Origin of the sequence: Ferrimonas senticii DSM 18821, assembly GCF_000422665.1 — a bacterium.
Classification (GTDB): Bacteria; Pseudomonadota; Gammaproteobacteria; order Enterobacterales; family Shewanellaceae; genus Ferrimonas; species Ferrimonas senticii.
Window position 1 is genome coordinate 44,839 of sequence record NZ_AUGM01000020.1, and the last position, 25,827, is coordinate 70,665.

Here is a 25,827-nt window from a genome sequence, read left to right on the forward strand (position 1 = left end):
TCAAGCCCCTTTGTCGTCCCCATAATGGCAAATTAATTCGTTTCTAAGGAGTCGTCCGTGCTGGCGCAACGCCTTTCTGGCCTGATCAATCGTACCGATCTCAACATCACCGAACTGCAGCAGCAACAATTGGTGCAGCTTGTCGAACTACTGGATAAGTGGAACAAAGCGTACAACCTAACTTCAGTACGCAACCCAGACGAGATGTTGGTGCGTCACATCATGGACAGCATCGTGGTTGGCCCGTACCTTAAGGGCGAACGCTTTATCGATGTCGGCACCGGTCCGGGACTGCCGGGGTTACCACTGGCGATCTGCAACCCAGATAAGCAATTTGTGCTGCTCGATAGCCTTGGTAAACGGATCCGCTTTATCCGCACCGTGATCCATAAGTTGGGCTTGACCAACGTGATTGCGGTGGAAAGTCGCGTTGAAGCGTTCCAGCCAGAGCAAGGCTTCGATGGTGTCATCAGCCGTGCTTTTGCGTCGCTGCATGACATGCTTAGCTGGTGCCATCATCTGCCTGCAGCGCACGGCAACTTCTACGCCTTAAAAGGGCAGCTGGACGAGCAAGAGCTGGGTCAGATCCCAGACGGCTTTACCATCACCGAACGCCATATCCTGGATGTGCCAGAGCTGGACGCTCAACGCCATCTGGTGTTAGTTCGGGCCAACTAAACAAGCAGTAATCCGGAGAGAGACTGTGGCTAAGATCATTGCCATCGCCAACCAAAAAGGGGGAGTTGGCAAAACCACTACCAGCATCAACCTAGCCGCATCGATGGCGGCAACGCGCCGCAAGGTGCTGTTGATTGATCTGGATCCCCAAGGCAATGCCACCATGGGCAGCGGCGTCGATAAATATTCGGTACCGCACACCGCCTACGATCTGCTGGTGGATGAACTGCCGGCTGAGCAGGTTATCCAAACTGAAACCAGCGGTAAGTTCCATCTGATCGCCGCCAACGCTGATGTTACTGCGGCGGAGATCAAACTGATGGAGGTCTTTGCCCGTGAAGTGCGACTGCGCAACGCCCTAGCCCCGATCCGCGATAACTACGACTACATCTTCATCGACTGCCCACCGTCGCTGAACATGCTGACGGTTAATGCGCTAGGCGCCGCCGATGCGGTGCTGATCCCGATGCAGTGTGAATATTACGCTCTGGAAGGGTTAACCGCATTGATGGACACCATCGGCAAATTGGGACAGTTGGTTAATCCGAAACTGCAGATCGAGGGGATCTTGCGGACCATGTACGATCCCCGCAATCGCCTCGCTAATGACGTTTCCGATCAGCTGAAAAACCATTTTGCCGAGCAGGTGTATCGCACCGTCATCCCGCGCAATGTGCGGTTAGCGGAAGCCCCAAGCTTCGGTGCCCCGGCAATGTATTACGACAAAAGCAGTGCCGGTGCCAAAGCCTATCTGGCGCTCGCTGGCGAGATGCTACGCCGCCAAGAGGCGGGGCAGATCACCCAGTTAGTGACCGAATAAGACCGTTAATCGCAAAGGATTGGCGGCGCCAAAGTAATGCAAGAGGAATGTTCTAGGTGAAAAAACGCGGTTTGGGTAAGGGGCTGGACGCTCTGTTAGGTAGCAGCCAAGCTGCCGCGGTGCAGCAACAAGCCACAGCGGTGGCGGCAAGCACCCCAGTTAACGTTGACCATGGCCTAGTGCAGCTGCCGGTAGAAAGCCTGCGTCGCGGCAAATACCAACCTCGGCGGGATATGTCCGATGAAGCGCTAGAAGAGCTGGCGGCTTCGATTAAAGTGCAAGGCATTATCCAGCCGATCGTGGTACGCCAGTTAAGCGGCGATCGCTATGAAATCATTGCCGGTGAGCGCCGTTGGCGCGCGGCGCAACTGGCCGGTATTGATCGGGTTCCCTGTTTGCTCAAGCAAGTGGATGATAACGCGGCGGTGGCCATTGCCCTGATTGAGAACATCCAACGGGAAGATCTTAATGCCATGGAAGAGGCGATTGCACTTAAACGTCTCGCCGATGAATTTGAACTGACCCACGCTCAAGTGGCGGAAGCGGTTGGTAAGTCTCGCACCACCGTGACCAATCTGCTGCGCTTGAACAACCTTAACGACGAAGTTAAAACCCTGCTGGAACACGGCGATCTGGAGATGGGCCATGCCCGCGCGCTGTTGGCGCTTAGTGGTGATGAGCAAACCCTGGCAGCCCGGCAAATTGTCGCTAAAGCTCTGACCGTACGCGATACCGAAAAGCTGGTACAGAAGCTGCAAAATCCGGCCGAGGCTAAAATTGCTGCGGTGGTGGATCCCGACATCAGCCGCTTGGCGGAACGCTTGTCGAGCCGATTAGGCGCGGAAGTGGCGATCAACCATGGCAGCAAAGGCAAAGGTAATGTCGTCATCAAGTATGCTGATCTCGACCAGTTAGATGGTTTACTGGCGCTGTTACAGATCAGCAACGATTAGCCTCTGTCGTTATTTATCGCCCGCGTTTATCGCGGGCTTTTTTATGCTTCGACGCTAATGAATAAGCCGGTGTCGATACAGATGGAGCGATAAACAACGTCAATAATCAGGGTAAATGTTGCTGATTTATTAGCCTTGGCGTGATCTGGGTTGGCTTTTGGTTTTTAGGTTGGTGATCTGGATTGCACCTTGTGCGACTTACCCGCAACCAAAGTAAAATCACTGCAGATGGCTAACAACCGCCTTTGTGAATTTTTTTCATTTTATTAAGATGTTGTTTAATAACGCTTTAATTGCTTATTTTTGAAATTTATTTGGGCGCCTGACGGCAAAAGTGTGAACTGGCTTGGATGGTTGTCACTTGGGTTGTGACCAACTTGGCAAATTAACCAAATTATTTGCAGCGGCGTGAATTGGGTTCTGCACAGAAGGTAGGCAAAGAATGTTCTCTTAAGCAGCAGATTATTGTGTTTTAGATCGCGTGAAAAAGTTTAAGGCTCTGATTTTTAAAGAAACTGTTTATTGTTAATCAGACCTGCCAGTTGTCGTCTTGTTGGCCGTTTTGCCTAATTTGCATCCCCTTTACTTAAAGGTATACTTTCGCTTGATTTTTTGAGCCTTGGTCCGATTTTCGGAAGCGAGGTCAAAAGCATACGGCAATGTTCAAGGGTGCGTTTGGTCAACCAAGCACGGCTTTGGATGTTGAAGTGGATTGACGGATAGAGTTGCTTTGATCAAACACCCATCTCAGATTGGCAGGGAACGCGCCTTTCGCTTCATTCTCCTGCAAGCTGTCGTGGTCAGTCTGATCAGCGTTGCTTGTTTCGTCTTTTGGGATGTTCAGCAAGCGCTGTTGCTGCTTATCGGTGGTGGTATTGCCGTCCTTCCCAACCTAGTTTTCGTTGCTCTAACCATGGGTCCTGCAAAGGGGCGTGGTCCTGGTCAGTTGGCGCAAGCCTTCTACCGTGGGGTAACGATTAAGCTGTTGTTAACCATGCTGCTGTTTGCAGTGACGTTGGCGTTGCTAAAGCCTCAAGGGGTGGCGGTATTTGTTGGCTTCATTGTGGTCCAGCTTCAGCACTGGTTAGCACCTTTGTTGTTTCAACCAAAACAATTGGGATGATTCATGGCTGATACTCCTAAGGGCTATATTCAGCACCACCTGCAGAACCTTCAAGTATGTTCAACTGACAGCGGTTTAACCGTTAATACGCAGTTGGCAGACGGGGTTTATGCCTGTGCCGATGCTGGGTTTTGGACCTGGAACGTGGATTCATTACTGTTTTCGGTTGGACTCGGCGTTTTCTTCCTTTGGCTGTTCCGTAGCGTAGGTAAAAAAGCGACTACTGGCGTTCCTGGCAAGCTGCAATGCTTTGTCGAAATGATCGTCGAGTTCGTTGATACCAGCGTGAAGGAATCCTTCCACGGCAAAAACAAGCTGATTGCTCCGTTGTCTTTGACCATCTTCGTCTGGATCTTCCTGATGAACTTGATGGATCTGATCCCGGTAGATTGGCTGCCAGGCGCTGCTTACGCAATGGGCGTTCCGTACACGAAAGTGGTTCCAACCACCGACTTGAACGTGACCCTAGCGATGGCGGTAGCGGTATTCTTCTTGATGGTGTTCTACAGCATCAAAGTGAAGGGTGCTTCTGGTTTTGCTAAGGAGCTGACGCTCCAGCCGTTCAACAACAAGTTGATGATCCCTTTCAACTTCGTACTCGAAACTGTCGCTTTGCTGTCTAAGCCTATCTCTTTGGGTCTTCGACTGTTCGGCAACATGTATGCGGGTGAGTTGATCTTTATCCTTATTGCACTGATGTACACCGGCAACGTGGCCCTAGGCACACTTGGTGGCGTGTTGCAGATTGCTTGGGCAATCTTCCACATCCTGGTGATCACTCTGCAAGCATTTATCTTCATGATGCTGACGATCGTGTATCTCAGCATGGCGCATGAAGATCATTAATAAATTTTTTAATAACTTAGTTATTCTCTGGAGAGAAAAATGACTGCTATTGCTGTTGCTCTGCTGATTGGCCTGGCTGCTCTGGGTACTGGTATTGGTTTCGCCCTGCTGGGTGGTAAGTTCCTGGAAGCTACTGCTCGCCAGCCTGAAATGGCCCCTACCCTGCAAACCAAGATGTTCATCATGGCGGGTCTGCTGGACGCGGTTCCAATGATCGGTGTTGGTATCGCTCTGTACATCCTGTTCGTAGGTGTATAAGACGTCCGTTAATCCATTGTCTGCATGTTTCGACGTAAGTCAGGAACAGACTTTTAACGGATAAGGAGGAGTCGGCGTGAGTATCAACGCGACTTTTATTGGCCAAACTATCGCTTTCTTCGTATTCGTGTGGTTCTGCATGAAGTACGTATGGCCGCCACTGATGGCTGCCATCGAAGAGCGACAGAAAACCATCGCTGATGGTTTGGCAAGCGCTGAGCGCGCTGGCAAGGATCTTGAACTGGCACAAAACGAAGCCGTCGAGAAACTGAAAGAAGCCAAAGCGCAAGCGGCTGAAATTATTGAGCAGGCCAACAAGCGTGGCGCTCAGATCGTCGAATCTGCCAAAGAAGAAGCCACCGCGGCGCGTGAGAAAATCATCGCCCAAGGTGAAGCTGAAATCGAAGCAGAGCGTAACCGTGCGAAAGAGCAACTGCGTGCCCAAGTGGCCGTATTGGCTATCGCCGGTGCCGAGAAGATCATCGAGCGTTCAATCGATGCGTCTGCGCACAGTGACATCATCGATAAACTGGCTGCTGAGCTGTAAGCAAGGGAGAGGGCTAAATGTCTGAATTGACCACGGTTGCTCGCCCTTACGCTAAAGCGGCTTTCGATTTTGCTGTCGAAAAGCAAGCGGTAGAGCATTGGGCCGGGATGCTGGCCTTTTTGGCGGAAGTTGCAGGTAACGAAACCGTTGCTGCAATGATGACCAGCCAAATGAATGCCGAGCAGCTGGCTGACGTCTTCGTCAAAATTGGCGGCGAGCAAGTCGATGAGCACGGCCAGAACCTGATTAAGGTGATGGCAGAAAATGGACGCCTAGTGGCGCTGCCAGCAGTAGCACAGCAGTTCATGCTGATGCGCGATGAGTGGCAACAGGAGATCACCGCTGAGGTGGTTTCTGCTACGGAATTGACTGCTGAGCAACAAAACAAAATCGCAGCGTCTCTGGAACAACGTTTGGCACGCAAGGTGAAGCTGAACTGCACTATCGACACCGCACTGGTGGCTGGCGTAATTATTCGCGCCGGTGACACCGTGATTGACGGCTCGGTACGTGGCAAGCTCGACCGCCTTGCGGACAAGCTGCAATCCTAATTGGGGATTTGAGCATGCAACTGAACTCCACTGAAATCAGTGAACTGATCAAGAATCGCATTGAGCAGTTTAATGTTGTCAGCGAAGCTCGTAACGAAGGTACCATCGTTTCTGTAAGCGACGGTATTATCCGCATCCACGGCCTGGCCGACGTGATGCAGGGTGAGATGATCGAACTTCCTGGCAACCGTTTTGCTATCGCATTGAACCTGGAGCGTGACTCTGTGGGTGCGGTAGTGATGGGCCCATACGCCGATCTGGCGGAAGGCATCAAAGTTAAGTCCACTGGCCGTATTCTGGAAGTTCCAGTAGGTCGTGGTCTGCTGGGCCGTGTGGTTAACACTCTGGGTCAGCCTATCGACGGTAAAGGTCCAATCGACAACGACGGCTTCTCGCCTGTTGAAGTGATTGCCCCTGGCGTTATTGATCGTCAGTCAGTAGACCAGCCAGTGCAAACTGGTTACAAGTCTGTTGACTCGATGATTCCAATCGGCCGTGGCCAGCGTGAGCTGATCATTGGTGACCGTCAGACCGGTAAGACCGCGATGGCGATCGACGCCATCATCAACCAGAAAGACTCTGGCATCTTCTCCGTATACGTCGCTATTGGTCAGAAAGCTTCTACCATCGCTAACGTAGTACGTAAGCTGGAAGAGCACGACGCCCTGAAGAACACCATCGTGGTTGTGGCTTCTGCGTCTGAGTCTGCGGCTCTGCAATACCTGGCGCCATACTCTGGCTGTGCCATGGGTGAATACTTCCGTGACCGCGGTGAAGATGCCCTGATCGTATACGATGACCTGTCTAAGCAGGCTGTTGCATACCGTCAAATCTCCCTGCTGCTGAAGCGTCCACCAGGCCGTGAAGCGTACCCAGGTGACGTATTCTACCTCCACTCCCGTCTGCTGGAGCGTGCTGCTCGCGTAAGTGCTGCTTACGTTGAGAAGTTCACCAACGGTGAAGTGAAAGGCAAAACCGGTTCTCTGACCGCCCTGCCAATCATTGAAACTCAAGCCGGTGACGTATCTGCGTTCGTACCGACCAACGTAATTTCCATTACTGACGGTCAGATCTTCCTGGAAACCGACCTGTTTAACGCTGGCCTACGTCCTGCGGTTAACCCAGGTATCTCGGTATCTCGTGTAGGTGGTGCTGCGCAAACCAAGATCATCAAGAAACTGTCCGGTGGTATTCGTACCGCATTGGCACAGTACCGTGAACTGGCTGCGTTCGCGCAGTTCTCTTCCGATCTGGATGACGCCACCAAAGCTCAGCTGGAGCACGGTCAACGTGTTACCGAGCTGATGAAGCAAAAGCAATACGCGCCAATGTCTGTAGCTGAACAAGCTGTAGTGATTTTCGCTGCTGAGAAAGGCTTCCTGAAAGCCGTTGAAGTGGCCAAGATCGGTGCGTTTGAGGAAGCTCTGCTTTCCTACATGACCAGCGAGCAAGCCGACCTGCTGAAACTGATCAACGAGACTGGCGATTACAACGCCGACATCGAAGCTCAGCTGCAAGCAGCTATGGATAAGTTCGTTGCCACTCAAACCTGGTAAGCCAGGGAAAGGAGAGTAAGAGATGTCCGGCGCTAAAGAGATCCGTACCAAGATCGCGAGTGTCAAAAACACTCAGAAGATCACTTCTGCGATGGAGATGGTAGCCGCTTCGAAAATGCGTAAAGCGCAAGATCGTATGCACGCTTCCCGTCCCTACGCAGAAAGCATGCGTAAGGTGATCGGTCACATCGCGCAGGGCTCTCTGGAATACAAGCATCCATACATGCAAGAGCGTGAGGTCAAGAGCGTAGGGTACATCGTTGTATCTTCCGATCGTGGCCTCTGTGGCGGCTTGAACATCAACGTCTTCAAACAGGTTTTGAAAGCTTCCGCCCAGTGGCGTGAGCAAGGCGTTGATGTGCAACTGGCAACCATCGGTAACAAGGGCGCTCTGTTCTTGCCTGCCGTTGGTGGCAACGTAGTTGCTCAGGCAACCGGGTTGGGCGATGCCCCAGCCATGGCTGATCTGATCGGTGCCGTTAAGGTGATGTTGGATGCCTACGATGAGGGCAAGCTGGATCGTCTGTTTGTGGTGTACAACAAGTTTGTAAACACCATGAAGCAGGAGCCAGTGATCGATCAACTGCTGCCGTTACCGAAAGGTGACACCGGCCACGCTGGGAACAGCTGGGATTACGTTTACGAGCCTAGCAACCCGCAACCACTGTTGGACATGCTGCTGAAACGTTACGTGGAAGCAACCGTGTACCAAGGCGTGGTAGAAAACGTCGCATCAGAACAAGCTGCCCGAATGGTAGCGATGAAAGCCGCAACCGATAACGCCGGCAACCTGATCGACGATCTGCAGCTGGTATACAACAAAGCTCGTCAGGCTGCGATTACGCAGGAACTGTCCGAGATTTGTTCCGGCGCTGCAGCGGTGTAAGCCAGCAGAACAGAGATAATCAGAGGATTAATCATGAGCACAGGTACTGTCGTTCAAGTGATTGGTGCGGTTGTTGACGTGGAGTTTCCACAGAACGCCGTACCACAGGTATACGACGCCCTGCACATCGACAACGATGGCGCCAAACTGGTGCTGGAAGTTCAGCAGCAGCTGGGCGGCGGCGTTGTTCGTACCATTGCAATGGGTGCGTCTGAAGGTCTGCGTCGCGGACTGGTTGCTACCAACACCGGTAGCGCAATCAAGGTACCAGTAGGTTCTGCGACCCTAGGTCGTATCATGAACGTACTGGGCGACCCAATTGATGAGTGTGGCGAAATCGGCGAAGACGAGCGTTGGGTAATCCACCGCGAAGCGCCAAGCTACGAAGATCAAGCTAACTCTACCGAGTTGCTGGAAACCGGCATCAAGGTAATCGACTTGGTTTGTCCATTCGCTAAGGGTGGTAAAATCGGTCTGTTCGGTGGTGCCGGTGTAGGCAAAACCGTAAACATGATGGAGCTGATCAACAACATCGCGAAGGCACACTCCGGTCTGTCTGTATTCGCGGGTGTTGGTGAGCGTACTCGTGAAGGTAACGACTTCTACTACGAGATGGCTGAATCCGGCGTTGTAAACCTGGATGACAAGGCGATGTCTAAAGTAGCGATGGTTTACGGCCAGATGAACGAGCCACCAGGCAACCGTCTGCGTGTAGCTCTGACCGGTCTGACCATGGCAGAGAAGTTCCGTGACGAAGGCAAAGACGTACTGTTGTTCGTGGACAACATCTACCGTTACACCCTGGCTGGTACCGAAGTATCAGCACTGCTGGGTCGTATGCCTTCTGCGGTAGGTTACCAGCCAACTCTGGCGGAAGAGATGGGCGTTCTGCAGGAGCGTATTACCTCTACCAAGACTGGCTCTATCACCTCCGTACAAGCGGTATACGTACCTGCGGATGACTTGACTGACCCGTCTCCAGCGACCACCTTCGCTCACTTGGACGCAACCGTAGTACTGAGCCGTGATATTGCTGCTCGTGGTATCTACCCTGCGATCGACCCACTGGATTCCACCTCTCGTCAGCTGGATCCACTGGTAATCGGCACCGAGCACTACGAAGTGGCCCGTGGCGTGCAGTCTAACCTGCAGCGTTACAAAGAGCTGAAAGACATCATCGCGATTCTGGGTATGGACGAACTGTCTGAAGAAGACAAGCAGACCGTATCTCGTGCGCGTAAGATCGAACGTTTCTTGTCTCAGCCATTCTTCGTAGCTGAAGTATTTACCGGTTCTCCAGGTAAGTACGTACCGCTGAAAGACACCATCCAGAGCTTCAAAGGCATTCTGAACGGTGAGTACGATCACCTGCCAGAGCAAGCGTTCTACATGGTTGGTACCATCGAAGAAGCGGTTGAAAAGGCCAAGAAACTCTAATCTTTCCGGGAGGATAAGATGGCAATGACTGTTCATCTGGATGTCGTCAGCGCACAAGAACGTATGTTCTCTGGCCTGGTAGAACAGATCTCTATCACCGGTGTTGAAGGTGAACTGGGGATCCTGCCTGGTCACGTGCCTCTGCTGACTGCCATCAAGCCCGGCATGGTTCGTATCGTTAAACAACACGGTCACGTGGAAGTGATGTACCTGTCCGGCGGTGTGCTGGAAGTGCAACCTGACTGCATTACTGTGTTGGCTGATGTCGCGGTTCGCGCTGCTGATATCGACGCTGAAGCTGCAACTGCCGCAATGCAGGCTGCGCAACAGCAACTGGCTGCGGCCGGTAAAGACTTCGACCATGATGCCGCTCTGATTGAGCTGCAAAAGGCGATGGCACAGCTGCGAGTGGTGGAAACCATCCGTAAAAATCTGGGCAAGTAATTGTCTTCAGAGTAAAAAAGCGCCGCATTTGCGGCGCTTTTTGTTTCTGGCGTGGCAACACTCTGGCTGCCTCGTTTCTAATACTGATTAGATTAATGTTTTGATCTTTTGCTGCGAAGTAGAAGCCACCAGATAAGTTTTCTGATTGGTATTTGCCTCCGGCGGGAAAGGGTTTCACCCTTTTCAATCCCAAAAGCCTCCAGCACGGCGACAACCCTTCGCTCCTTGTGCTGCTCCTTTCGGCACTGCGCGGATTCATCGTCCCTGATTTAGCCGCGCACTTCGGCCATCCATGGCCTCCGGCCTCAATGCGCAGCACACCGCTCAGCGCCGCGAGTCGGCCAAAGCCCGTTGGCGCAACCGTTGCTAGAAAATCACTCCCCTTAATGCTTCTGATGACGGTTGCTATGGCGGCTCTAAGCCGACTTGTTGACGCCGAGTGAAACCGCGAACGCAGCGGCAAGCCGAGGGCAGGATGCCCGAGAGGCCCGTGAAGGCATGGATGCCGCCTCGGGCCGATGCTGCCGCGCAGTGCGGTGAGAACGAGGGGGCTTTCGTCAACCTTGGAGGCGAAGGGGATTTCAAAGGGCACCGCCCTTGACCGCCGGAGGCCAAAGCAAGAAAGTTCAACGGGAAAGCTGGATAGACCAGATGATTAAGTTAAATGGTATCAGCCTCACTGGCTATTGCGACTCCGCCTTAATCCCTACTTCAGCAAAGTCGATGCTGCGATCGCAGCAGCGCTCAATCACCTGACGATCGTGGCTGATCAGCATCAATGCACAACCTTGCTCTCGCGCCAGCTCGACCAGCAGTTCGGTGATCTGTTTGGCGGTGATTGGATCCAGTCTCGAGGTTGGTTCATCAGCCACCAACAACAGTGGTTGCAGCAACAGAGCCCGCAAAATCGCAAACCGTTGCAGCTCGCCACCGGACACTTGATTACTGCGACGCTGCAGCAGTTGCGGCTCAAGATGTAGGCGCTGCAGCAGCGGCGTGATTTGACTGCCATCAAGCTGATGCAGGGCGATAAGATCCGCCAATAAGGTGCCAAGGGTAACGCTGTCGGTAAACGCTGCCGGTGGATCTTGATACAGTTTCAGATAGCGATGGCGAGCTAAATTCGTCGGTTTGCTGATGGTGCCAGAGAGTGCTGGTAGCAGCCCGAGCAGGGTGTCGCCGAGACTGCTTTTGCCGCAGCCGCTGTCGCCGATTATCCCGATCACTTCACCGGCTCGAACGGTTAGCGATAATGGCTGAGTTAACGGTTGCTGGCGGCCAACCACCAGTTCTTGGGTGATTAGTACCACCGGATTGTTGGCGGTTGCTCCACGTTGTTGCGGCCAGTGCCGTGGCATCGCTGCGATCAGCGCTTGGGTGTAAGGATGCTGAGGCTGCTCCAGCAGTTGCTGGCAAGGGCCCTGCTCGACCACCTGTCCCTGTTTCATGACGATGATGTCACCGCCTAGTGCGGCGGCCACCTCAATATCGTGGGTAATGGTCAGCAATCCGCCTTGTGGGTTGTCGGCATACTGGCGCAGCAGCTCGATCACCGCTGCGACGCGGCTGCGATCCAGCCCTTTGGTTGGCTCATCCGCCAGCAACAGTTGCGCTCCAGCTGCGGTGGCGGCGGCAATCGCCAGCCGCTGGGCCATGCCACCAGACAGTTGATCGGGACGGTGCAAGGCACTGCGCTGCAAGCCAAAGCGCGTTAGGGCGGTCATCGCCTTGGCAAACGCCGTTGGCGCTGACTCGCCATTGACCCATTGATGAACCTCGGCCACCTGCTGATAGGCTGGCATCAGCGGATCCAGCGCATGCCAAGGTTCCTGTGGCAACATCGCTATCTTGCGTCCCCAAAGCGCGGTTAACTGCGTAGCGGTATGGGGTTGGCCAAACAGTTCAATCTGACCGCTGACGGTTAACTCCTTGGGCAGTAACCCCATGATCGCTTGCGCCAGTAAGCTTTTGCCGGCGCCGGTTTGCCCCAAAATGGTTAATGGTCGGCCGCTGTCGAGAGTGAGTGACAGCGGCTGTAACAGGATCCCATCAGCACTGCTGATTTGCAGTTGTTGCAGGTTAATCAGCGTGGTCATGCGCGCCTCGTTGTTGGTTCGTACCGCCCGCCAGCAGCTGCAAACTCAATACCAATAGGCCAATCATCAGCAGGGGTTGCAGTAACACCCACGGCGCTTGGCTGTAGTAAGGGAACAGTTCTACCGCCATCAATCCCAGCTCGGCGGTGGGCGGCTGAATGCCAACGTAAACAAACCCCAATGACGCCATCATCAAGATCGCGTTGGCGCCGCCAAAGGCGGCCATGGTAAATATCGACGGCGCCAGTTTCGGCCACAGATGCCGGCGCAACAGATAGCGCCGACCAAACCCCATCATTTGTGAGGCTTGCAACTCTGGGCTGGCGAGCAGTGGCTTGCTGATGGCCCGGGTAACGCGGTAGTACTCGACCCATTGCACCAGTGATATCGCCAGATACAGGGCGATAAACGATCCCGGTGCGATGGCGGCCAGCATCAGCACCAGCACCAACCCCGGCAACGCCAGCAGGATGTTGACCATAACTTCGCAGAGCTGCTCTGCCCGTCCGCCTTGCCAAGCGGCGACTAACCCCAGCGTCACCCCGAGGATGGCGGCGGTGAGGACACAGAGACCACTTAATAACAGCGACAGGCCGACGGCACTGGCTAGTCGAGTCAGCATGTCGCGGCCTAAGTGATCGGTGCCAAACCAATGGGCGGCATTGGGTGCCAGCAACTTCTCCGTCAGTTGCTGCTGGCTGATGCTGTAAGGGGAGAGTCCGTGGCTGATAATGGCAAACAGCAACAACGCCAGCAGTAAGCCAAGTCCCCAGCGTTGGCTGGTTGTTAAGTTCATGGTTGGCCACCTCGCGGATCCAGCCAATAGCACAGCAGATCGACCACGGTGTTTAACACTACAAACAGGATCCCCATCATCAGCGCCGAACCTTGAATCATCGGAATGTCGCGGGCAAAGATCGCGTGGGCCAAACCATGGCCTATGCCCGGCCACGAGAACAGCGACTCGATCATCACAATGCCTTCGATAACGCTGATTAGTTGGATCCCCATAAACGCCACTACCGGCAGAGCCAGATTGCGCCAGCCATGCAGGCGAAAGGTTTGCGCAGGCGATAAGCCCTTGCTGCGGGCAAATCGATAAAACGGCGCGGCCAAGACTTGGCGGGTGCTGCTGCGTACTACCCGGCTGGAAACCGCCGCCAGACTGATGGCCAAGGTGAGGCTGGGTAACAGCAGATGCTGCCAAGTGCCAAATCCAGCGACCGGCAGCAGTTGCAGGTGAACCGAGAACAGTAAGATCAGCAGCAGACCGATGACGAATACCGGCAGTGCCCGTAAGCCACTGCTGCCCCACAGCAACAAGTGGTCGACATAGCCACCGTGCCGGGCGGCGAGGATCCCTAACGGCAGTGCGATCAGCGCTGCCATCACGATGCCAACCAAGGCTAACAGCAGCGAATGCCCCAATTGATGCTGGACCATGCCAATCACCGGCAGACCGCTAACAAACGATTGGCCCAGATCTAGTTGCAGCAGATCCGTCAGCCAATGGCCATAGGCTTGCCACCACGGCATATCCAAGTTGAGCTGGTGCCGAACCAATTCGGCGGCGGCGGAATCAACGTTATCTTGGCCATAGCGGCCGGCGGCGATCCGGTGGGCCATATCGCCCGGCAGATTCCGCATTAACACGAAGGTCAGGGTGCCCACTCCCCACACCACCAACAGCAGTTGTCCTAGCCGTTGTTGCAGCAGACCGTACAGGTTACGGCGCTGCATCAGGGCTGTTCCTTAAACTGCATCTGGTTGATGAAGTAACTGCGCTCGTAGGGATCAAACACAAAGTTCTGCACCCGGTTATTAACCGCAGTGTGCTGGCTGTAATTGGCGATAGGCAGCACCGGATATTGCTCGGCAATGGTGGTGGCAATCTGCTGACTCAACTGGCGCGCGCGCTGTGGCTCGGTGCCGTGCTGCAATTCGGCAAAGGCGCTATCCAATTGCGGTTGCGGCCAGTTCATTGCTCCCCAATCGCCGCCACCGTTGCTGTAGTCTTGAATTAAGGTTGCCAATGGATCGGCCAAGGTGGCGAAGTTTCTGGCCATTAATGCCACTTCGAGGCTGCCATCATTGTGGCCGGCGGGGATCATGCTGGAGTTACTTACATCGATGGCTAAGTCGATGCCAAGCTCGGCCCATTGCGCTTGAATGGCGGTGGCGACTACCGTCAGTTCGGGGCGATCGGCGTAGGTGACTAAGGTCAGTTCGAAGCGTTGGCCATCCTTAGTTAAAACACCATCGGCACCGCGTTGCCAGCCCTGTTCTGCTAACAGCTGTTTAGCGCGATCAAGGTTGTATTCCGCATGGTGATTGCTTTGGTGCCATTGCGGCATCGATGCCGGTAACAGCTGGCCGCTGTCGGTGCCGGGGACATTCAACACATTGGCGGCGATCCCCACTCGATCCAACGCCAAACTCAGTGCCTGACGAGTGGCCACGCTATCCAGTAACGGATGGCCACTGTTGAGTTTCAACAATAGGCTGCGAGGCAATACGCTGCTGTGGATCTGCACCGGTGCATTTTCCAGTTGTGGCAGCATCGCTGGCTCTAAGGTAAAGACAATATCAGCTTCACTGGACTTGGCTTGCAGCATCCGACTTTCCGCCCGATGGCCGGTAAGGTAACTGGCGTATTCAATGGTGCCGACTTGTCCCCAATAATCCGGGAAGGCTTGGACCAGTAATTTGTGCGGCGGTTCGAACTGGGTCAATCGATACGGACCGGTGCCGATTAAGGCGGTTACTTGGCCATTATCGTCGTAGCTGCTGGCCGCCAAGATGGCGGCGGAATAGTTGGTTAGCATCGCCCCGAGCACTTGGTAAGGCTGGCTCAGACGGATCACTACGGTATGAGTGTCGGTGCTGCTGATGTCGACGATCGGCGCACGTCGCAGGGCGCCGTGATTGGCCAAGGCGTGCCGCAAGCTGCGCAGCACTGCATCGGCGTCCATGCTGGAACCATCATGAAAACGGACATCGGTTCTTAGGGTAAAGATCCATTCCAAGCCGTCATCACTGATCTGCCACTGGCTTGCCAGTGCCCCACCCAGTTCGCCAGAGTCATTGACGTTCAGCAGGGTTTCAATCACCTGCATGCGGCTGAAGATGTAACCGTGTTTGGCCGGTTCCACACTGGTGAATTCCCATGGGCCGCTGATGGCCAAGGTATTGTTTTTGGTTTGGTCGCTGGGGCCGCCATTTAACAGAAAGTGGCACAAACTGCCGCTGGCTATGGCCAACAAGGCAATGGCAATGCCGCGTTTCAGTTGTGATTTACGGGCAACTTGCTGATAGTTCAGTTCGGGCATAGAACAGCCAAAAATCGGATGGTTTTGCCGATGGCTTCGCCAAAACCAATTGCGGGTGGCAGCGATAGTAGCGGCGATAATTTCTTCGACTCAACCTCAAACTGATTGGCTTTTGAACAAGCGCGCTTGCAGTAATGATGTTCGTGATTTAACCGGCGTTTTGGTCGTCTCGGAGTAACCAAATTAGCGTTAACAGAATAGGAATTAAGCCAATCGCCTGTTGCCACTGCGGCCAACCGATACCAATTACGCCATTGATGATGAAAACCAACGCGGGCGCCAACAAGCCGTATGCGTTGGCACTGCTGCCGCCAACAACCAGACTGGCGCTTTGGAATAGGAAGAAGGTCACCATGGTTGAGATGGTGGCCAAATAGCCAATCGCCAGCCATTGATTATGATCAGGCCAGCTTAGTGGCGGTTGCCACAGCAGGGTGCCAATGGCCAGCAACAACGTCCCAGCAATGATCGACCATGCGGTCAGCTGCAGCATCGGTTCGCCACGATGCCAGTGGCGGATCACCAATGGATTTAACCCCATCAGCGCACAGGCCAGCACAAACACGCTGTTGCCAATAGGCCATGATTGTTGGCCTAAGGCCAGTGGATTGCCGCCGGAGATGATCCACAGCGCGCCAGCTACCCCAAGCAGTAACATCAGTAATCGTCGCGGTGCCATCGGTTGGCGCCAGCCAAGCCAAGCAAACAGCAGGCTAAACAGGGCTATGCTAGTGGACAGCGCACTCATGGCGACGGCACTGCTGCTGCTACCGGCAACAAACATCAGCAGGAAATAGCCCACCATCGGCGCGCTGATCAGCAGATAACGGCCAAAATCACTGCAGCTTATCGGCCGCAGTTGCCCACGCACTGCCAACAGCACAATAAAGCCCAGTGCCGCCAACAGATAGCGCAGTAAGGTAGTGAGTAGCGGCGGGTAACTTTGGCCAAGGTAGTTGGCTAACGGGAAAGAGCTGCTGATCAATACCGCATACAGCAGCAAATACAGATGAGCACGGGTGGTCGCGGACATCGCTACTCCGATGGTGTGGGTCATAACTGGTTGGCGAGTATGCCCGTAGTGGCAAAGGCTTAACAGAACTCGTCACAAGGGTATAATTCCGCCAGCTTTGAATTTAAGGAAACGGATTGATGAAACTGGAAACGGTGATCCTGGCAGCGGGCAAAGGCACTCGTATGCGCTCGGCGCTGCCGAAAGTATTGCACGGCATTGCCGGTAAGCCGATGGTGCAACACGTGATTGATGCCGCGGCGGCGCTTAAGCCGGTGCAGACCCACTTGGTGTATGGCCACGGTGGCGAACAGCTGCAAGCCGCGCTGGCTCACAACCAAGTACAGTGGGCGCTGCAAGCGGAACAGCTGGGCACCGGCCACGCGGTCGATCAAGCCAGCTGGGACGACGACAGCCAAGTGTTGGTGTTGTATGGCGACGTGCCGTTGATCCAATCCGAAACCCTGCAGCGGCTGCTGGCGGTACAGCCGTACAACGGCATCGGCTTGCTGACGGTAAACCTGACCGATCCAACCGGCTACGGTCGCATTGTTCGTAACGACGATGGCGTGGTGCAGGCGATTGTCGAGCACAAAGACGCCAACGATGCACAGCGGGCGATCAACGAGGTGAATACCGGTATTTTGGTGGCCCCAGGGGCGGCACTAAAGCGCTGGCTGGCGAACCTGTCTAACGACAATGCTCAGGGGGAGTACTACCTGACCGACGTGATCGCCATGGCGGCCGCCGAGGGTGGCGTCGCTACCGCCCAGCCAGACACCGCGATTGAGGTGGAAGGCGCGAACAACCGGGTGCAGTTGGCGCAGTTGGAACGTGCTTTCCAAGCTCGCGAAGCGGAAAAGGCGATGCTTGCGGGCGCCACCTTAGCGGATCCGGCTCGTTTCGATGTCCGTGGTGAACTGACGGTAGGCAACGACGTGTTTATCGACATCAACGTGGTGATCGAAGGCAAGGTAACCTTGGGCAACAACGTCACCATTGGCGCTGGTTGTATCCTCAAAGACTGCACCATTGCCGATGGCGCTGAGATCAAACCGCTGACCGTGGTTGAGGGCGCGGAAGTTGGCCCGGATTGCTCCGCGGGGCCATTCGCTCGTTTGCGTCCAGGCGCGCTGTTGGTGCAAGACAGCCACATCGGCAACTTCGTTGAGATGAAGAACGCCCGTTTGGGTAAAGGTTCTAAGTCCGGTCACTTAACCTATCTGGGCGATGCCGAGATTGGCGATAAGGTGAATATCGGTGCCGGCACCATTACCTGTAACTACGACGGTGCCAACAAGCATAAGACCATTATCGGCGATAACGTCTTTGTCGGCTCGGATAGCCAGCTGGTGGCGCCGGTCACCATCGGCGCCGGGGCGACCATCGCTGCGGGCACCACCGTCACTAAGAACGTTGCCGACAACGAATTGGTACTCAGCCGGGTTAAGCAAAAGTCGTTGGCAAACTGGCAACGACCAGTGAAGCAGCCAAAGTAACTGCCGCGTGATTGCGAAAAGGAGCCTACGGGCTCCTTTTTTGTGGCGTAGAACCAAGCGAATGTTGCTGAGCTTTGCACTGCTCTGATTACGATATATACTTTCGTAACTTTCAAAACGAAATTTAAATCGTAGGTTTTTCGCTATGTCGAAACGTAATACTCAGCAGCGCCGTCATAATATCGTGCTGCTAGTAAACCAAATGGGGGAGATCACAGTTGAACAACTGGCACGTGATTTTGAAACCTCAGAGGTTACGATTCGAAAGGATTTGACTGCCTTGGAAACCGCAGGGCTGTTGTTGCGCCGCTTTGGTGGCGCAGTGGCGATGCCGCAAGAGGTGATCAGCGACGATCCGCTGCATAAGTTGTCGGCCTATAAACACGCCATCGGCCAAGCGGCGGCAGAGCTGATTAAAGACTATCAGCGCATCGTCATCGATAGCGGCCGCACCACTGGGGCGATGGTGCCGCATCTGGACAGCAAGCGTGGCTTGGTGGTGATGACCAATTCACTTAATGGCGCCGAAGCGCTGCGGGCATTGGATCAAGAACCAACCATTTTGATGACCGGTGGCACCTGGGATCCCCATTCGGGCTCGTTTCAAGGTCAAGTGGCTGAACAAGTGCTGCGATCCTACGATTTTGATCAGTTATTTATCGGTGCCGATGGCATCGATGTTGAACGCGGCAGCACCACCTTTAACGAGCTGATCGGCTTGTCGCGGGTGATGGCGGAAGTCGCCCGAGAAGTAAACGTGATGGTGGAAGCCGACAAAATTGGTCGTCGCATTCCCAATCTGGAACTGCCGTGGCAGCGCATCACCCGGGTGATTACCGATACCCGCCTAAGCGATGAGTTACGGTTACAAATCGAATCCAAAGGGGTACAGGTTATCTGTGCCGCGGTACAAATTTAATCGAGGAATTACTATGTGTGGCATTGTTGGCGCGGTAGCGCAGCGTGATGTTTCTGAAATTTTGGTCGAAGGCCTAAAGCGTCTGGAATACCGCGGCTATGACTCCGCCGGTGTGGCGATCTTGGATGATGAAGGCAACATCGGTCGTGCTCGCCGTGTTGGCAAAGTACAAGAGCTGGATAACGCGTTGATTGAACAGCCAATCAGTGGCGGTACTGGGATTGCCCACACCCGTTGGGCGACCCACGGTGAGCCATCCGAGCGCAATGCTCACCCACACCTATCCTGCGATGAAATTGCGGTAGTGCACAACGGCATCATCGAAAACCACGTGGAACTGCGTGAGCGCTTGCGTGGTCTGGGCTACGTGTTTGCCTCTGACACCGATACCGAGGTGATCTGTCACCTGGTGCACCACGAAATGAAATCCGCTGACAGCCTGCTGGCGGCAGTACAAGCGACCGTTAAGCAGTTGCATGGCGCGTACGGCACAGTGGTGATGGATAAGCGTCAGCCACAACGTCTGGTGGTCGCCCGTTCTGGTAGCCCGCTGGTGATCGGTTACGGCGTTGGCGAGCATTTTGTTGCTTCCGATCAGCTGGCACTGCTGCCGGTAACCCGTCGTTTTGCCTTCCTCGAAGAGGGCGATGTGGCGGAAGTGACCCGCCGTGAAGTGACCATCTTTGATACAGATGGTAACCCGGTTGAGCGTGAGATCACCGAATCGAACGTGACTCACGATGCTGGCGATAAAGGTCAGTACCGTCACTACATGATGAAAGAGATTTTCGAGCAACCAGCGGCACTGCAGCGCACTCTGGATGGTCGTCTGGCCAATGGCGCGGTACTGCCAGAGGCCTTCGGTGATAACGCCGCCGAACTGCTGGCCCAAGTGAAGCACGTGCAGATCATCGCCTGTGGCACCAGCTACCACGCCGGCATGACCGCCCGTTACTGGCTGGAACAGCACGCTGGGGTTTCTTGTAACGTCGAGATCGCCTCGGAGTTCCGCTACCGTCGCAGCCACGTATTCCCGAACTCACTGCTGGTGACTATCTCCCAGTCTGGTGAAACCGCCGATACCTTGGCGGCGCTGCGTCTGGCCAAAGAGATGGGTTACATGGCCAGTCTGACCATTTGTAACGTACCGGGCTCATCCTTGGTGCGTGAATCCGACATGGCTTACATGATGAAAGCTGGCGCTGAGATCGGCGTGGCTTCCACCAAAGCCTTTACCGTGCAGCTGGCGGCGTTGGCGATGCTGACTGGCGCCATCGGTGCCCACAACGGCATGACCGCCGAGACTCAAGCGGCACTGGTACAGAGCCTGCAAATGCTGCCAAGCAAGGTTGAACAAGCATTGGGTCTGGATGATGCCATTGCCGCGCTGGCGGAAGACTTTGCCGATAAACACCACGCGCTGTTCTTGGGCCGTGGCGATCAGTACCCAATTGCGATGGAAGGGGCACTGAAGCTGAAAGAGATCTCCTACATCCACGCCGAAGCCTACGCCTCTGGTGAGCTGAAGCACGGTCCATTGGCGTTGATCGACGCCGATATGCCGGTGATTGTGGTGGCGCCAAACAACGAACTGTTGGAGAAGCTGAAATCCAACGTTGAAGAAGTGCGTGCCCGCGGTGGTCTGATGTATGTGTTTGCCGATGTCGACGCCAAGTTCGAGTCCGACGACACCATGAAGGTGATCAACGTACCGCACTGCGACGAGTTCATTGCGCCAATCATCTACACCCTGCCGCTGCAGTTGTTGTCTTACTACGTGGCGCTGATCAAAGGCACAGACGTCGATCAGCCGCGTAACCTAGCGAAATCGGTGACCGTGGAGTAATTCCACTATCGATAATCAAAAAGGGCCAAAATGGCCCTTTTTGTGTTTTTAGGTTAGCGGCATTTATCGCAACCTTGTTGGCATTTTTGAGCTGTGTCTCGTTATTCCAGTGCGGCCTTTTTTAGCCCCGATTTCTCGCAATATCTATTCGAAATTATTGAAGAATTTAGCAGTCTGAAATTGATTGACACCCCCCCTAATGCGCTTTATTTTCCGCGCGATGTTTTGACCAAGGCAAACACAATAGCGGCAATAGATCGTCTGGAGGCCCCGCCCAAAACGAAGCAGTAGGTGCCACGGATTTCCTGTTTATTCCGCTGGTGCTTTCTTTAACCAAGCCTTTTCTAAGGCATTCAAAACAGAGGACCTAAGTGCATGTCTGACGCGACTGCTTTAAGTCTTATTCCACCTGCGGTGGTCTTAATTCTCGCCATCTGGCTCCGTCGTCCTATCCTGTCTCTCGTTATCGGCGCGCTCGTCGGATTACTGCTGGTTGAACCGGCATCGATCCACAGCAATTTTGCAGATATCTCTCTCAAAGTGATGTCCGATCCAACGATTGCTTGGCTAATCCTTGTGTGTGGTGGTTTTGGCGCGTTGATTGCGCTGCTCGTCCGTACTGGGGGCGCCATGGCCTTTGGCCGCTTGGCGATAAAATTTGCCAAAGGACCTCGTTCTACCCTGCTGATGACCTTCTTTCTCGGGATCATCATTTTCATCGACGATTACCTCAACGCCTTAACGGTGGGCTCGACCATGAAACGGGTGACCGACAAATTTAAGGTCTCTCGGGAAATGCTGGCTTATGTGGTGGATTCCACCGCTGCGCCGGTGTGTGTGTTGGTGCCACTGTCTACCTGGGCGGTGTTCTTTGGTGGCTTGTTGGTCGACAACGGCGTGGCCGCGGAAGGCCAAGGCATTGCGGTATATATGCAAGCTATCCCGTATATGTTGTACGCCTGGTGTGCATTGTTGATCGTCTTGCTGGTGATCGCTGGGGTGATCCCGGCTATCGGCCCGATGAAAAAAGCACAACTGGCGGCCGCTCAGGGTAAACCGGCATTGGAGCAGGTCGATTTAGATCAAGTACAAACCTCCGACGAATACGCGATGAAAGCGATTGAAGAAGAGTTTGCCAATGCCGATAGCCACGGTAAGTTGCACAATTTCTTAGTGCCGATCGCGCTGCTGGTTGGCTTTACTGTGTACTTCGATATTGACGTGTTGATGGGCTTGCTGGCGACCTTGGCTATCACCATTCCATTCTATCTGCTGCAACGGTTAATGACCTTGGCTGAGATGATGGATCAGATGATTGATGGCTTTAAGAGCATGCTGCCGGCCATCGCCACCGTGTGTGCGTCGTTCATCTTTAAAGACGTCTGCGACATGTTGATGTTGCCGCAATACGTGATTGAGAGCCTGACTCCTTACATGACCGCAGCACTGCTGCCAGCGGTGGTGTTCGTATCGATGGCGATGTTGGCATTTGCCACCGGCTCCAGCTGGGGCGTACTGGCGGTATCGATTCCGATTGTGATGCCACTGGCCTACTCGGTTGGTGCTGACATCCCGCTGGTGATTGGCGCGCTGTTATCGGCCTCGTCGTTCGGTAGCCAAGCCTGCTTCTACTCCGACTCAACGGTGCTAGCGGCGCAAGGGTCGGATTGTAACTTGATTAGCCACGGGGTGACTCAATTCCCGTATGCGCTGATTGGGGCAGCACTCGCCTGTTTAGGATTCTTAGTGCTCGCTTAACTTAGCAGCCAGTCCGTCCCATAAAATGCCAGTGGTTTAGCGCCACTGGCATTTTTCGTTTTAAGGGCCCGCTCACCACCCAAAAAGCTGTCGCTATTTTAATCAAAACTTGATCGGGCAATGACAATTTTGGTCTTACCAAATAGGTAGTTACCGCGAATTTTCTGGATTGCCGTAAAGCGCCTGAATCCGGCCTGTTCAGAGATATTTAATCCCCGCAAATTTTGATTTACCCGAAGCCACTTCAGCCCTATGATTGCGCCGATCTCATGATTGCCCCTTTTTTGTCCAAAGAAGGGGCTCTTTTCTGTCTTTTTTTGGAGTAAACGATGGCGGACCGTCTTGCGGCTCGTGCGGGGCTAATTGTGCCCGTAGCAGCGTTATCTATCTTTGCTGTTGCCACCGGCTTTTTAATGAGCTTATTGCCGCTGTCGTTGCCTTCATTAGGTCTTTCCCCGACCTTGGCGGCGGCGGTGGCCAGCGCCTATTACGGTGGTTTGTTGATCGGTGCCATTCGTATCGAACCGGTAGTGCGCATGATTGGCCATCGCCGTGCCTTTTTGCTGTTTTTGGCCGGCTTAATTGGCTCGGTGGCGGTGATGGCGTTGTTGCCAAACCAATGGGTTTGGTTGGTGGCGCGGTTCTTAGGTGGGATGGCGACCGCCGGGGTATTCGTGGTGGTGGAATCGTGGCTGTTGCTGGCGGACGATGAGCGCGCGCGCGCCCGTCGCTTGGCACTGTACATGGGTGCACTGTATGGCGGTAATGCGTTGGGGCAATTGTTTATCGGCCCGGTTGGCGTCGAAGGCATGTGGCCGTTTGGTCTGATCATCGCCATGTTGCTGGCGGCGATGGTACCGCTGCTGTTGGTTAAGCAAGGCGCGCCTCGACTGCAAGAACACCACCGCATGGGCTTTCGCTCGCTTAAATACTTAAGCCGCACTGCCATTTGGGGCTGCATTATCTCTGGTCTGATCTTAGGGCCGCTGTATGGTTTGCTGCCGGTATTCTTGCGCAACCACGGCCTGACCAGTGCCCACGTTGGTGAACTGATGGCGCTGGTGGTGCTCGGTGGTTTGGTGGTGCAGCCGCTGGTGAGCTGGATGACCCTCAGACTTAGCCGCACTTTGTGCATGGGCTTGTTCTGTCTGTTGGGATTAGCCGGAGCGCTGATCCTGGCGCGCACCCCGTTTTTGTCGATGGCGATGTTGGCGTTGTTGATGCTGGGCGCGGCAGCTTTTGCCCTGTATCCGATTGCCATTGCTCAAGCTTGTCAGGGACAAGAGAACAGTAAGATCGTATCGATCACTGAACTGATGTTGTTGTGTTACAGCATCGGCTCGGTCACGGGTCCGTTTATGGCCAACTGGGGTGATGTCACCATGGCTGGCTTGCCAATGTTCTTTATGCTGATCTTTGCCGCTTCAGCACTGTATATGTTGGCCAAAGCGATCTCCGAACAGATGGCGGCGGCGGTCAAGCCACCACTGGGCATGGACTAACGGCATTTATCTTCTCACAAGGGCAAGCTTCGGCTTGCCCTTGTTGTTTCTGCGTTACATATCAGCAGGCTGTTCTACATCAGGAAAGCCTCAGTTAGCGGCAATGCGCTAGGTAACAATTGATATACTGACCGCTAACACGGCAGTAGCAAACCTAGGCAGTCGCATGAAGCAATCACAGCCCCCACAGATCAAGGTGCAAACCATCGACGTTGGCGAGGTCGATAGGTTTAATCCACGCCATCGCATTTATGTTCGTAAAACCGATGGGGTTTGGAGCCAGCTGCGTCGGCGTATGGGTTGGGTGATGATGCTGCTGTTCTTAGTGATGCCGTGGCGGCGTTGGGATGATCGCCAAGCGGTATTGTTTGATTTGGGCAAACGCCAATTTCATCTGTTTGAGCTAACCATCTGGCCGCAGGATCTGATCCTAGTGGCGCTGCTGTTTGTGATGGCCGCTTTTGGATTGTTCTTTATTACCACCTTTTTAGGCCGAGTCTGGTGCGGCTATATGTGTCCGCAATCGGTGTGGACCTTTATCTTTATCTGGTTTGAAGAGCAGATAGAGGGGGCGCGCAATAAACGCATCGCCTTAGATAAAGCGCCGTGGAGCTTCAACAAACTGTGGCGCAAGAGTGCCAAACACAGCGCTTGGGTTGCGGTAGCACTGCTGACCTCGTTGACCTTTCTTTCCTACTTTAATGACGCGCCGCAGCTGTATCAGGACTTCTTCACTGGCAATGCGTCCTTTACCGTTTATTTTTGGGGGTTGTTCTTTACTGCCGCGACCTACGGCAATGCCGGTTGGATGCGCGAGATCATGTGTCTGCACATGTGCCCGTATGCCCGTTTCCAATCGGTGATGTTCGATCGCGACACTTATATAGTGGGTTACAACCGAGAACGGGGTGAAACCCGCGGGCCCCGTGGTCGCAAACAAGATCCAAAACAGCTAGGGCTTGGGGATTGCATCGATTGCAACTTGTGCGTCCAAGTATGCCCTACCGGCATCGACATTCGGAATGGTCTGCAATACGAATGCATCAACTGCGGCGCCTGTATTGATGCCTGCGACGAAGTGATGACCAAGATGAATTATTCGAAGGGGCTGATCAGCTATACCACCGAACGCAATCTAGAAGGTGGCAGCAGTAAAGTGGTGCGGCCTAAGTTGCTCGGTTATGGCGGTGCGTTAGCGGTGATCCTGATCAGCTTCTTGGTACTGCTGACTCAGCTATCGCCGTTGCAATTGGACATCCTGCGGGATCGCAACAGCTTGTTTCGTTACAACGACGCCGAACAACTTGAAAACGTCTATACCCTCAAGCTGATTAATAAGACTCAGCAACCGCAAACCTTACAATTAACCTTGGAAGGTCTGCCCGGTCACCAATGGTTGGGCGAACAACAAATTCAACTGGCGCCGGCAGAGCTGCTAAGCTTACCAATCAGCATTGCGATTGCGCCGGAACAAATACCGAAATCGATAGTGGACGTTCGATTTGTGGTTACCAATCTGGATTCGGGTGCCAAGATCAGCGAACCATCGCGATTTTTTGGGGAAAAATAACCCAAGTTGCCGATACAAACGCCGCTTTGTTTAACGCTTGAGCAAACGAACCAAAACAGTGAATTTTCCGGTTGCACCAAATCGAACCGTCCCTATAATGCGCCTCTGTCGACGGGGCACAGCGAGCAAATCGCCGCAGTGAAAACCAAGTCGACCGGTTCGAAAAAGAAGTTAGAAAATAACGCTTGACGAACCAA

Annotated in this window: 23 protein-coding genes; 18 read left to right on the forward strand and 5 right to left on the reverse strand. The window is 54.1% G+C overall.

Annotation, left to right across the window (positions count from 1 at the left end):
- The first annotated feature begins 57 nt into the window (after nucleotides 1-57).
- The 12 genes from rsmG (at nucleotide 58) to G506_RS0111445 (ending at nucleotide 10,099) form a co-directional block, all read left to right on the forward strand.
- The gene (gene rsmG, locus G506_RS0111390) at nucleotides 58-678 is read left to right on the forward strand and encodes a 16S rRNA (guanine(527)-N(7))-methyltransferase RsmG (RefSeq protein WP_205619502.1); all 621 of its coding nucleotides are present in this window, start codon (nucleotides 58-60) and stop codon (nucleotides 676-678) included.
- A 25-nt stretch (nucleotides 679-703) separates the two neighbouring features.
- Nucleotides 704-1,498 (forward strand): ParA family protein, encoded by a 795-nt coding sequence (locus G506_RS0111395; protein ID WP_028116974.1) that lies wholly within the window; start codon nucleotides 704-706, stop codon nucleotides 1,496-1,498.
- 56 nt (nucleotides 1,499-1,554) lie between these two features.
- The gene (locus tag G506_RS0111400) at nucleotides 1,555-2,451 is read left to right on the forward strand and encodes a ParB/RepB/Spo0J family partition protein (protein WP_028116975.1); all 897 of its coding nucleotides are present in this window, start codon (nucleotides 1,555-1,557) and stop codon (nucleotides 2,449-2,451) included.
- Between the two features lie 730 nt (nucleotides 2,452-3,181).
- Complete coding sequence (locus G506_RS0111405) at nucleotides 3,182-3,574, forward strand: ATP synthase subunit I (RefSeq protein WP_028116976.1); 393 nt, start codon at nucleotides 3,182-3,184, stop codon at nucleotides 3,572-3,574.
- Nucleotides 3,575-3,577: 3 nt separating this feature from the next.
- Nucleotides 3,578-4,420, forward strand: a complete 843-nt coding sequence (gene atpB / locus G506_RS0111410) for a F0F1 ATP synthase subunit A (RefSeq protein ID WP_028116977.1) — start codon at nucleotides 3,578-3,580, stop codon at nucleotides 4,418-4,420.
- A 39-nt stretch (nucleotides 4,421-4,459) separates the two neighbouring features.
- Entirely contained in the window at nucleotides 4,460-4,678 is a 219-nt protein-coding gene (gene atpE, locus G506_RS0111415; protein ID WP_028116978.1) for a F0F1 ATP synthase subunit C, read from the forward strand.
- A 76-nt stretch (nucleotides 4,679-4,754) separates the two neighbouring features.
- The gene (gene atpF, locus G506_RS0111420; protein WP_028116979.1) at nucleotides 4,755-5,225 is read left to right on the forward strand and encodes a F0F1 ATP synthase subunit B; all 471 of its coding nucleotides are present in this window, start codon (nucleotides 4,755-4,757) and stop codon (nucleotides 5,223-5,225) included.
- A gap of 17 nt (nucleotides 5,226-5,242) precedes the next feature.
- Nucleotides 5,243-5,776 (forward strand): F0F1 ATP synthase subunit delta, encoded by a 534-nt coding sequence (gene atpH / locus G506_RS0111425; RefSeq protein WP_028116980.1) that lies wholly within the window; start codon nucleotides 5,243-5,245, stop codon nucleotides 5,774-5,776.
- Between the two features lie 14 nt (nucleotides 5,777-5,790).
- Nucleotides 5,791-7,332, forward strand: a complete 1,542-nt coding sequence (gene atpA, locus G506_RS0111430; protein WP_028116981.1) for a F0F1 ATP synthase subunit alpha — start codon at nucleotides 5,791-5,793, stop codon at nucleotides 7,330-7,332.
- A 22-nt stretch (nucleotides 7,333-7,354) separates the two neighbouring features.
- Nucleotides 7,355-8,218: a F0F1 ATP synthase subunit gamma gene (atpG, locus tag G506_RS0111435; protein ID WP_028116982.1), complete on the forward strand. Its 864-nt coding sequence runs from the start codon at nucleotides 7,355-7,357 to the stop codon at nucleotides 8,216-8,218.
- Between the two features lie 33 nt (nucleotides 8,219-8,251).
- Nucleotides 8,252-9,655, forward strand: coding sequence for a F0F1 ATP synthase subunit beta (gene atpD, locus G506_RS0111440; protein ID WP_028116983.1), 1,404 nt, complete (start codon nucleotides 8,252-8,254; stop codon nucleotides 9,653-9,655).
- An 18-nt stretch (nucleotides 9,656-9,673) separates the two neighbouring features.
- Nucleotides 9,674-10,099 carry a F0F1 ATP synthase subunit epsilon gene (locus G506_RS0111445; protein ID WP_028116984.1) on the forward strand — a complete coding sequence of 142 codons (426 nt, stop codon included), beginning with the start codon at nucleotides 9,674-9,676 and terminating at the stop codon, nucleotides 10,097-10,099.
- Between the two features lie 683 nt (nucleotides 10,100-10,782).
- Here the strand turns inward: G506_RS0111445 and G506_RS19560 are convergent.
- The 5 genes from G506_RS19560 to G506_RS0111480 all read right to left on the reverse strand — a co-directional run bounded on the left by G506_RS19560 (nucleotide 10,783) and on the right by G506_RS0111480 (nucleotide 16,557).
- Nucleotides 10,783-12,195 carry an ABC transporter ATP-binding protein gene (locus tag G506_RS19560; RefSeq protein WP_051202082.1) on the reverse strand — a complete coding sequence of 471 codons (1,413 nt, stop codon included), beginning with the start codon at nucleotides 12,193-12,195 and terminating at the stop codon, nucleotides 10,783-10,785.
- Nucleotides 12,179-12,991, reverse strand: coding sequence for an ABC transporter permease (locus tag G506_RS0111465; protein ID WP_028116986.1), 813 nt, complete (start codon nucleotides 12,989-12,991; stop codon nucleotides 12,179-12,181). The genes G506_RS19560 and G506_RS0111465 overlap by 17 nt, the downstream gene beginning before the upstream one ends.
- Nucleotides 12,988-13,935: an ABC transporter permease gene (locus G506_RS0111470; RefSeq protein ID WP_035387284.1), complete on the reverse strand. Its 948-nt coding sequence runs from the start codon at nucleotides 13,933-13,935 to the stop codon at nucleotides 12,988-12,990. The genes G506_RS0111465 and G506_RS0111470 overlap by 4 nt, the downstream gene beginning before the upstream one ends.
- Nucleotides 13,935-15,524 (reverse strand): ABC transporter substrate-binding protein, encoded by a 1,590-nt coding sequence (locus tag G506_RS0111475; RefSeq protein ID WP_028116988.1) that lies wholly within the window; start codon nucleotides 15,522-15,524, stop codon nucleotides 13,935-13,937. The genes G506_RS0111470 and G506_RS0111475 overlap by 1 nt, the downstream gene beginning before the upstream one ends.
- 148 nt (nucleotides 15,525-15,672) lie before the next feature.
- Nucleotides 15,673-16,557 carry a DMT family transporter gene (locus tag G506_RS0111480; protein ID WP_169628103.1) on the reverse strand — a complete coding sequence of 295 codons (885 nt, stop codon included), beginning with the start codon at nucleotides 16,555-16,557 and terminating at the stop codon, nucleotides 15,673-15,675.
- A 119-nt stretch (nucleotides 16,558-16,676) separates the two neighbouring features.
- Between G506_RS0111480 and glmU the strand changes: the two genes are divergently transcribed.
- The 6 genes from glmU to ccoG all read left to right on the forward strand — a co-directional run bounded on the left by glmU (nucleotide 16,677) and on the right by ccoG (nucleotide 25,630).
- Nucleotides 16,677-18,035, forward strand: a complete 1,359-nt coding sequence (glmU, locus tag G506_RS0111485; protein WP_028116990.1) for a bifunctional UDP-N-acetylglucosamine diphosphorylase/glucosamine-1-phosphate N-acetyltransferase GlmU — start codon at nucleotides 16,677-16,679, stop codon at nucleotides 18,033-18,035.
- Between the two features lie 145 nt (nucleotides 18,036-18,180).
- On the forward strand, nucleotides 18,181-18,954 hold the full coding sequence (locus tag G506_RS0111490; RefSeq protein ID WP_028116991.1) for a DeoR/GlpR family DNA-binding transcription regulator: 774 nt from the start codon (nucleotides 18,181-18,183) through the stop codon (nucleotides 18,952-18,954).
- A gap of 13 nt (nucleotides 18,955-18,967) precedes the next feature.
- A complete protein-coding gene (glmS, locus tag G506_RS0111495) occupies nucleotides 18,968-20,800 on the forward strand; it encodes a glutamine--fructose-6-phosphate transaminase (isomerizing) (RefSeq protein WP_028116992.1) in 1,833 nt (610 codons plus the stop codon).
- Nucleotides 20,801-21,175: 375 nt separating this feature from the next.
- Complete coding sequence (locus G506_RS0111500) at nucleotides 21,176-22,558, forward strand: Na+/H+ antiporter NhaC family protein (RefSeq protein WP_028116993.1); 1,383 nt, start codon at nucleotides 21,176-21,178, stop codon at nucleotides 22,556-22,558.
- 329 nt (nucleotides 22,559-22,887) lie between these two features.
- The gene (locus G506_RS0111505; RefSeq protein WP_028116994.1) at nucleotides 22,888-24,060 is read left to right on the forward strand and encodes an MFS transporter; all 1,173 of its coding nucleotides are present in this window, start codon (nucleotides 22,888-22,890) and stop codon (nucleotides 24,058-24,060) included.
- Nucleotides 24,061-24,226: 166 nt separating this feature from the next.
- Entirely contained in the window at nucleotides 24,227-25,630 is a 1,404-nt protein-coding gene (gene ccoG / locus G506_RS0111510; protein WP_028116995.1) for a cytochrome c oxidase accessory protein CcoG, read from the forward strand.
- Nucleotides 25,631-25,827 lie beyond the last annotated feature (197 nt).

Bases quoted from the DNA above. Each gene is read 5' to 3' on its own strand.
- G506_RS0111445 (WP_028116984.1), top strand. From the start codon at position 9,674: ATGGCAATGACTGTTCATCTGGATGTCGTCAGCGCACAAGAACGTATG.
- ccoG (WP_028116995.1), top strand. From the start codon at position 24,227: ATGAAGCAATCACAGCCCCCACAGATCAAGGTGCAAACCATCGACGTT.
- G506_RS0111465 (WP_028116986.1), bottom strand. From the start codon at position 12,991: ATGAACTTAACAACCAGCCAACGCTGGGGACTTGGCTTACTGCTGGCG.
- glmU (WP_028116990.1), top strand. From the start codon at position 16,677: ATGAAACTGGAAACGGTGATCCTGGCAGCGGGCAAAGGCACTCGTATG.
- G506_RS0111470 (WP_035387284.1), bottom strand. From the start codon at position 13,935: ATGCAGCGCCGTAACCTGTACGGTCTGCTGCAACAACGGCTAGGACAA.
- atpD (WP_028116983.1), top strand. From the start codon at position 8,252: ATGAGCACAGGTACTGTCGTTCAAGTGATTGGTGCGGTTGTTGACGTG.
- G506_RS19560 (WP_051202082.1), bottom strand. From the start codon at position 12,195: ATGACCACGCTGATTAACCTGCAACAACTGCAAATCAGCAGTGCTGAT.
- G506_RS0111505 (WP_028116994.1), top strand. From the start codon at position 22,888: ATGGCGGACCGTCTTGCGGCTCGTGCGGGGCTAATTGTGCCCGTAGCA.
- atpB (WP_028116977.1), top strand. From the start codon at position 3,578: ATGGCTGATACTCCTAAGGGCTATATTCAGCACCACCTGCAGAACCTT.
- atpE (WP_028116978.1), top strand. From the start codon at position 4,460: ATGACTGCTATTGCTGTTGCTCTGCTGATTGGCCTGGCTGCTCTGGGT.
- atpG (WP_028116982.1), top strand. From the start codon at position 7,355: ATGTCCGGCGCTAAAGAGATCCGTACCAAGATCGCGAGTGTCAAAAAC.
- atpH (WP_028116980.1), top strand. From the start codon at position 5,243: ATGTCTGAATTGACCACGGTTGCTCGCCCTTACGCTAAAGCGGCTTTC.
- G506_RS0111480 (WP_169628103.1), bottom strand. From the start codon at position 16,557: ATGTCCGCGACCACCCGTGCTCATCTGTATTTGCTGCTGTATGCGGTA.
- glmS (WP_028116992.1), top strand. From the start codon at position 18,968: ATGTGTGGCATTGTTGGCGCGGTAGCGCAGCGTGATGTTTCTGAAATT.
- G506_RS0111490 (WP_028116991.1), top strand. From the start codon at position 18,181: ATGTCGAAACGTAATACTCAGCAGCGCCGTCATAATATCGTGCTGCTA.
- G506_RS0111500 (WP_028116993.1), top strand. From the start codon at position 21,176: ATGTCTGACGCGACTGCTTTAAGTCTTATTCCACCTGCGGTGGTCTTA.
- atpA (WP_028116981.1), top strand. From the start codon at position 5,791: ATGCAACTGAACTCCACTGAAATCAGTGAACTGATCAAGAATCGCATT.
- G506_RS0111475 (WP_028116988.1), bottom strand. From the start codon at position 15,524: ATGCCCGAACTGAACTATCAGCAAGTTGCCCGTAAATCACAACTGAAA.